Source organism: Corallococcus carmarthensis (assembly GCF_003611695.1).
In the GTDB taxonomy this organism is placed as follows: domain Bacteria; phylum Myxococcota; class Myxococcia; order Myxococcales; family Myxococcaceae; genus Corallococcus; species Corallococcus carmarthensis.
In genome coordinates, this window is sequence record NZ_RAWE01000331.1 from 1 (window position 1) to 6,826 (window position 6,826).

Genomic DNA, 6,826 nt, shown 5'->3' on the forward strand with positions numbered 1-6,826 from the left:
CCCCGTAGCTCACCCCTCCCGCTTCCGTCCTCACCGCCTCCGCTTCGGGCCGCGCCTCCACCACCGCTTCGAAGACTTCGTGCCCGCATTCGCCCTTCGGGCCGTACGCCTTGCCCGTCTGGTTCCACTCCTCCACCACCCGCCGCCGCTCCTCCGCCCCCATCCACTCCACTTCCCCGACCCGCCGCTCCGGATTCTCCACCAGCGCTCGCACCACGCGCTCGAAGCCCTCCATCCACCGACGGACCGTCCGCTCCTCGTACAGGTCCGTGCTGTACTCCCACAGCCCCGTCAGCCCTTCCGCTCCCTCCGTGAGCTGGAGGCTGAGGTCGAGCTTCGCGAGCCCGCTCTCCATCACGATCGGGCGCAGCACGAGCCCGGGGATGTGGACCTCCGACAGCGGCGCGTTCTGGAAGTTGAACGACACCCGGTAGAACGGCGTCTGTCCGGCCTCGCGCCCCGGCTGAAGGGCCGCGACGATCTGCTCCAACGGGATGTCCTGCTGCGCGTAGGCCTCCACGCACGTCTTGCGCACGCGCCCCAGCAGCTCCCGCAACGTCGGGTTGCCCGACAGGTCCGTCCGCATCACCACCGTGTTGACGAAGAAGCCGATCAGGCCCTCCACCTCGCGGCGGTTGCGGCCCGCGACGGGCGTCCCCACCGCCACGTCGTGCTGTCCGGACTCGTGCGCGAGCATGACCTCCAGCGCCGCCAGCAGCACCATGAAGGGCGTCAAACCCTCCTTGCGCGCCAGGGCCTTCAGGGCCTCCCACGGCCCCTGCTGCATCCGGAACGGGAGCGCCCCTCCCCGCACGCCCGAGCCCGTCCGCGGATGGTCGGTCGGCAGCTCCAGCATCTCCAACCCGGTGAGCCGCTCCCGCCAGTATGCGAGCTGCTTCTCCAGCACCGCCTGCTGCGCGCTCCCCCGCTGCCAGACCGCCCAGTCCGCGTACTGGATCCTCGGCGGCGGCAGCGCGGCCGGACGCCCGTGGCTGAAGGCGTCGTAGAGCGCCAGGACCTCGCGCACCAGCACGCCCATGGACCAGATGTCGAAGACGATGTGATGCAGCACCAGCACCAGCACGTGGTCGTTCGCATCCAGCCGGACCCACGTCGCGCGAAGCAGCGGGCCGTGCTCCAGGTCGAACGGGCGGGCCGTCTCCGCCTTCGCCAACCGCAGCGCTTCCGCGTCCCGCTCCGCGCCGGGCAGGGCCCGCAGGTCCACCGCGGACACGGTCAGCTCCATGGCCGGAGCGATGCGCTGCACGGGCTGCCCACGCTCCTGCGTGAACGTCGTGCGCAGCACTTCATGGCGGTCGACCAGCGCCTGGAGCGCACGCTGGAAGGCGTCCACGTTCAACGGCCCCGTCGCGCGCAGGACGATGGGCAGGTTGTACAACGCGAGGCCCGGCTGGAGCTGATCGATGAACCACAGCCGCTGCTGCGCGAAGGACAGCGGCGGCGGCGTGGACTTCTCCCGCGGAGGAATGGCGTCGGGCGCGGGGGCCCCCGCCGCCTCCTGCTTCAGCCGGCGCATCAGCTCTTCGCGCTTCTCCGGAGAGAGATTGCCAAACCGCTGGACCAGCCCGCTCATGGTGCCTTCTCCATCTCCGCCAGCAGCGCCTCGAGCCGCCCCGCGTCCACCTGGGACGCCTGGGCCTCGAGGACCGCGTTCACCACCCCCAGCACCGTGGGCGTTTCAAACAGGCCCCGGATGGACACCTCCACCGCGAACAACTCCCGCAGCCGCGACACCACCTGCATGCCCAGCAGCGAGTGACCGCCCAGTTCGAAGAAGTCGTCGTGGATGCCCACCCGGTCCAACCCCAACAGCTCCTGCCACAGCTCCGCCACCTGCTGCTGGATGGAGTCCTCCGGCGCCACGTACGGCGTCCCCAACGCAGGACGCGCATGGGCCGACGTTGGACGTGCCCGCGGCGCCACACCGGCTCCATCCACCACCGGGACGGACTCCGCGGGCGCGTTGCTCCGCGCCCTGCGCGCGGACAGCTCGCCCGTGGAGACCAGGATGCGGCCCCCTTCCCCCAGCCCGAGGATGCGCTGGAACGCGCGCGCCCCTTCCTCCAGCGTGAGCCCCAGCCGCCCGGACTCCTCGGTCCAGCCGTCCCAGTCGACGGACAGCCACCGCGTGTCGCCATGGCGCGCCTGCTCCGCGGCGAAGGCATCCAGGAAGTGGTTGGCGGATGCATAGGCCGCGAAGCCCAGGCCGCCCAGCACCGTGGCCAGCGACGACTGGAGCATCACGAAGTCCAGCGGCTCGGCCTTCAGTGCGCGGGTCAGCGCGAGGAGGCCGTGGACCTTGGCCTCGAACAACAGGCCGCAGCGCGCTGGCGCCACCTCCGAGACGAGCACGTTCGCTGGGGCGCCCACCACGCCCGCGGCGTGGATGACGCCGTGCAGGGCGCCAAAGCGCTCGTGGGCCAGGGCCACCATGCGCTGGCAGTCCTCGTCGCGGGTCACGTCCGCCGACACCACCAGCACCTCCGCGCCCCGCCGCTCCAGGTCTTCCAACGCGCGCAGCTTGCGCGACGTGGCGTCCTCGGGGCCGTGCTCGGCCTGCCACGCGGTCCAGGCCTCGCGCGCCGGCAGTCCGGTGCGGCCCACCAGCACCAGCCGGGCCCGTGCCTCCGTCGCCAGCCGCGACGCGAGCGCCAGGCCCATGCGGCCCAGGCCTCCGGTGATGAGGTAGACGCCGCCCTCGCGCAGCAGCCCGCGCGTGGACACGTCCGGCAGGGACACGGGCGCGAAGTCCTCCACCCAGCGGTGACGGCCTCGCAGCGCCACCACCGCGTCGCGCGGATCCGATTCCAGCTCCGCCACCAGCGAGTCCAGCCACAGGCGCGCACTGGCTCCGCCGTCCTTCGGCGGCGCGGTGACGTCCACCGCGCGGCAACGCCAGCCGGGCCCCAGCTCCTGGGGCAGCACACGGCACGACCCCAACGCCAGGGCCTGCGAGGGATCCAGGGACTCCTCGCCCGTGACGTCATGGGCACCCGCGGTCACGACCGTCAGCGCCGTGGCCGCGCCGGGCCAACGGGCCTCCATCGCGCGCGCCAGGTACAGGGGCGGATAGAAGCCCCGGGCAAGCGCCGCCTCCACGTGCGCCGTGCTCCCGGGGGCATGGCCCGGGAGCGCCCATCCATCGAGGAACGCCACCCGCTCCGGCCGCGCGTCTCCCAGCGCCTCCAGCAACCCGGTGAGGTGCTCTGGCCGCGTGCCATCCAGCGCGAAGCATCCAGGCCCCAGTGGCAGGAAGTCGATCCCGGGCACCACCTCCACCACGGAGGCGCCGGTGCGCCGCAGCCGCTCCGCGACCGCCGTCCCCGCTCCGTCCACGAAGAGCAGCCACCCCCCCTTCGCGCGCGAGGGCTCCGGCCGCCGCGCCTGCTTCCAGGCCAGCGTGTAGAACCAGCCCGCGGACTCCGGCCGCCTGGTCACCCGGCCGCGCGCGTCGTGCGTGTCCTTCGCGGGCCCGGCCTCCACCCAGTAGCGGTGGCGCTCGAAGGGATAGGTGGGCAGGGGCACGCGCCGGCGGGCTTCGGGGGCGTACAGCTTCGGCCCGTCCAGCCGCACGCCCGCCAGCCACAACCGTCCCGCGGCGCCCAGCAGGGCCTCCAGGTCCGTGCGTGCCTCCTGCGAGTGCCGCATGGACGCGACGACCACCGACGGCGGCGGGGAGGCCCGCCTCGCCAGGGTCGCCAGCGTGTTGCCCGGCCCCACCTCCAGCAGCGCGCGCGAGGGCTCCTCTAGCAGCGTCCGCACACCCTCCTCGAAGCGCACCGGACGGCGCAGGTGCTCCACCCAATACTCCGGGCTGCACGCCTGCGCGGGGGTGATCCACGTGCCGGTGACGTTGGACACCCACGGCAGCGTGGGTTCGGACCAGCGCACCGCGCGCAAGCGCTCGGCGAAGGCGCCCAGGATGGGCTCCATCATCGACGAGTGGAAGGCGTGCGAGGTGTGCAGCCGCCGGCACGCGACGCCGCGCTGCTCCAGCCGCGTGGACAGGCGCTCCACGGCTTCCAGCGGCCCTGACACCACGCACAGCGACGGCGCGTTGACAGCCGCCAGCGACAGGTCCGGGCCCAGCAGCTCCTGGACCTCGGCCTCCGGAAGCGACACGGAGAGCATGGCGCCCGGGGGAAGCTGTTCGATGAGCGCACCCCGCGCGGCGATGAGCGACAGCGCGTCCTCCAGCCGCAGCACGCCCGCGAGGCAGGCCGCGACGTACTCGCCGACGCTGTGTCCCAGCATCGCCCGGGGCTTCACGCCCCAGGCCATCCACGTGCGGGCCAGCGCGTAGGACACGGCGAAGAGGGCGGGCTGGGTGAGCGCCGTGCGGCGCAACTGGCGATCCGCCTCCACGTCCCCGTCCCGGGCCAGCAGCAGCTGACGCAGGTCCACCTTGAGCGTCGGCAGCAGCAGGTCGCAGCACGCGTCCAGGTGCTTGCGGAACACCGGGAGCTGTTCATGGAGGCCGCGTGCCATGCCGGCGAACTGCGCGCCCTGCCCCGGGAACAGGAAGACCGTCTGCCGCTCCACGGCGGTTTCGTGCTGGGTGAGCAGCCGGGACTCGTCCCGTGAAGCGAGCACCTGACGGGCGTCCTCCGCGTCGCGGCAGACCATGGCGCGGCGGTGTTCGAAGCGGCGGCGGCCCACCATCAGCGTGTGCGCCACGTCCGCCAGCTCCAGGTCCGGATGCCGGGTCAGGTGGGACGCGAGCTGTCCGGTCGCCGCGTCCAGGGCCGCCTCGCTTCGGGCCGACAGCAACAGCAGATGCGACGCGCGCAAGCTGGAAGCGGTCGTCACTGAAGGTGCCTCCTCCAGGATGACGTGCGCGTTGGTGCCGCCAATGCCGAAGGAGCTGACGCCCGCACGCCTTGGGGCGCCGTGCGACTCCCAGGGGCGCAGCGTGCTGTTGACGAAGAAGGGACCGGCCGCGAAGTCGATGGCCGGATTGGGACGCTCGAAGTGCAGGCTGGGGGGAAGCTGCTGGTGGCGCAGCGCCATCACGACCTTGATCAACCCGGCGACGCCCGCGGCCGTGTCCAGGTGGCCGATGTTCGTCTTCAGCGACCCGAGCGCGATGGTGCCCGGCGCGTTCGCCCGCGCGCGGAAGGCCTGGTTGAGGGCGGAGACCTCGATGGGGTCGCCCAGCGGCGTCGCCGTCCCATGGGCCTCGACGTACTGGATGTCACCGGGCTTCACGCCGGCCACGCCGAGCGCCTCGGAGATGACGGCGGCCTGGCCCTCCGCGCCTGGCGCCGTGTAGCCCGCCCGGCCCGCGCCGTCGTTGTTGACCGCGGAGCCCCGGATGACGGCGTGGACGGTGTCACCCTGCGCCAGCGCGTCCGTCAACCGCTTGAGCACGACGATGCCCGCGCCGGAGCCGCGCACGGTGCCCTGGGCCCGGGCGTCAAAGGCGCGGCAGTGCCCGTCCGGGGACAGGATGTCGCCCTCCTGGGCCAGGTAGCCCGCGCGCTGCGGGAGCGACAGGGACACGCCCCCCGCGAGCGCCAGACTGGACTCGCCCGACAGCAAAGACTGGCAGGCCAGGTGGACGGCCACGAGGGACGACGAGCACGCGGTCTGGACCGCGATGCACGGCCCGCGAAGGCCCAGCTTGTGCGCGACGCGCGTGGGCAGGAAGTCCTTCTCGTTGCTGATGCCCACCTGGTAGGTGCCCACCGTGCCGAGCAGCTCGCGCTGGGGGATCAACTGCGAGTAGAGGTACGCGGGCGCGCCCGTGCCGGCGAACAGCGCCACGGCCTTCGGCCACGACTCGGTGTCGTAGCCCGCGTGCTCCAGGGCCTCCCAGGCGCACTCCAGGAAGAGCCGGTGCTGCGGATCGAGGATCTCCGCCGCGCGCGGGCTCAGCCCGAAGAAGGCCGCGTCGAATCTGTCCACGTTCTCCAGCGGATAGGCCGCGCGGACATAACCGGGCCTGGAGGAGAGCGCCGGATCCACGCCAGCGGCCTCCAGGTCGCGGTCGTCCAGCGCGACGAAGGACTCCACGCCGTCGCGCACGTTGCGCCAGAGCGCGTCCACGCCCTCCGCGCCCGGGAAACGGCCGCTCATACCGACGATGGCGATGGCTTCCTCGGAGACTTCGGCCTGCTCACTCATCGGCATCCTCCTGCGACGGTGCTTCGACCTGCTGACGGGCCTTCCGGCGTTGACCGGCAAGCGCCCGGCGTTGCGCGAACTCCTCTTCGACGGCGGCTTCGTCCGGAGCGTCCACCGCCTCCGAGCGATCCCGGACGCGCGCCACGAGCGCCGCGATGCTCGAGTACTGGAACAACTCCGCGAGCGGCACCTCGACCTTCAGGAGCCCCCGCATGCGGCTGTGCAGCCGGACCAGCGTCAGCGAATTGCCGCCCAGATCGAAGAACCGATCCTCCAGGCCGACGCGCTCGACGCCGAGCACTTCCTGCCAGAGGGCCGTGAGGCCGCGTTCCAACTCCGTCGTCGGAGGCACGAAGGCATGCGTGCGCGGCATGGCGTCCGCCGTCAGCGCGGGCAGCTTCGCCCGGTCCACCTTCCCGCTGGACGTCAGCGGCAGTGCTTCCAGCGTGCCGTACACCGACGGCACCATGTGCTCAGGCACCCGCTCCCGCAGCCATTCGCGCAGGGCTCCTGCTTCCACTTCGCCCACCACGTACGCCCACAGCTTCGTTCCCGTCGCGTCCTTTTTCGCCACCACCGCCGCCTGCTTCACCCCGGGGTGCGTCCCCAGCACCCCTTCGATTTCCCCCACCTCCAACCGCATGCCGCGCACCTTCACCTGCCCGTCGCGCCGGCCCAC

General features: G+C 72.4%; 3 protein-coding genes. All 3 read right to left on the minus strand.

From position 1 onward, the window contains the following. On the minus strand, positions 1–1,594 hold a 1,594-nt coding region (locus tag D7X32_RS42045), incomplete at its 3' end, for a condensation domain-containing protein (RefSeq protein ID WP_244239483.1). Beyond that, on the minus strand, positions 1,591–6,147 hold the full coding sequence (locus D7X32_RS42050; protein ID WP_244239484.1) for a type I polyketide synthase: 4,557 nt from the start codon (positions 6,145–6,147) through the stop codon (positions 1,591–1,593). The genes D7X32_RS42050 and D7X32_RS42045, both read right to left, overlap by 4 nt. Next, a partial coding sequence (locus D7X32_RS42055; RefSeq protein WP_244239485.1) for a phosphopantetheine-binding protein occupies positions 6,140–6,826 on the minus strand: 687 nt, incomplete at its 5' end. The genes D7X32_RS42055 and D7X32_RS42050, both read right to left, overlap by 8 nt.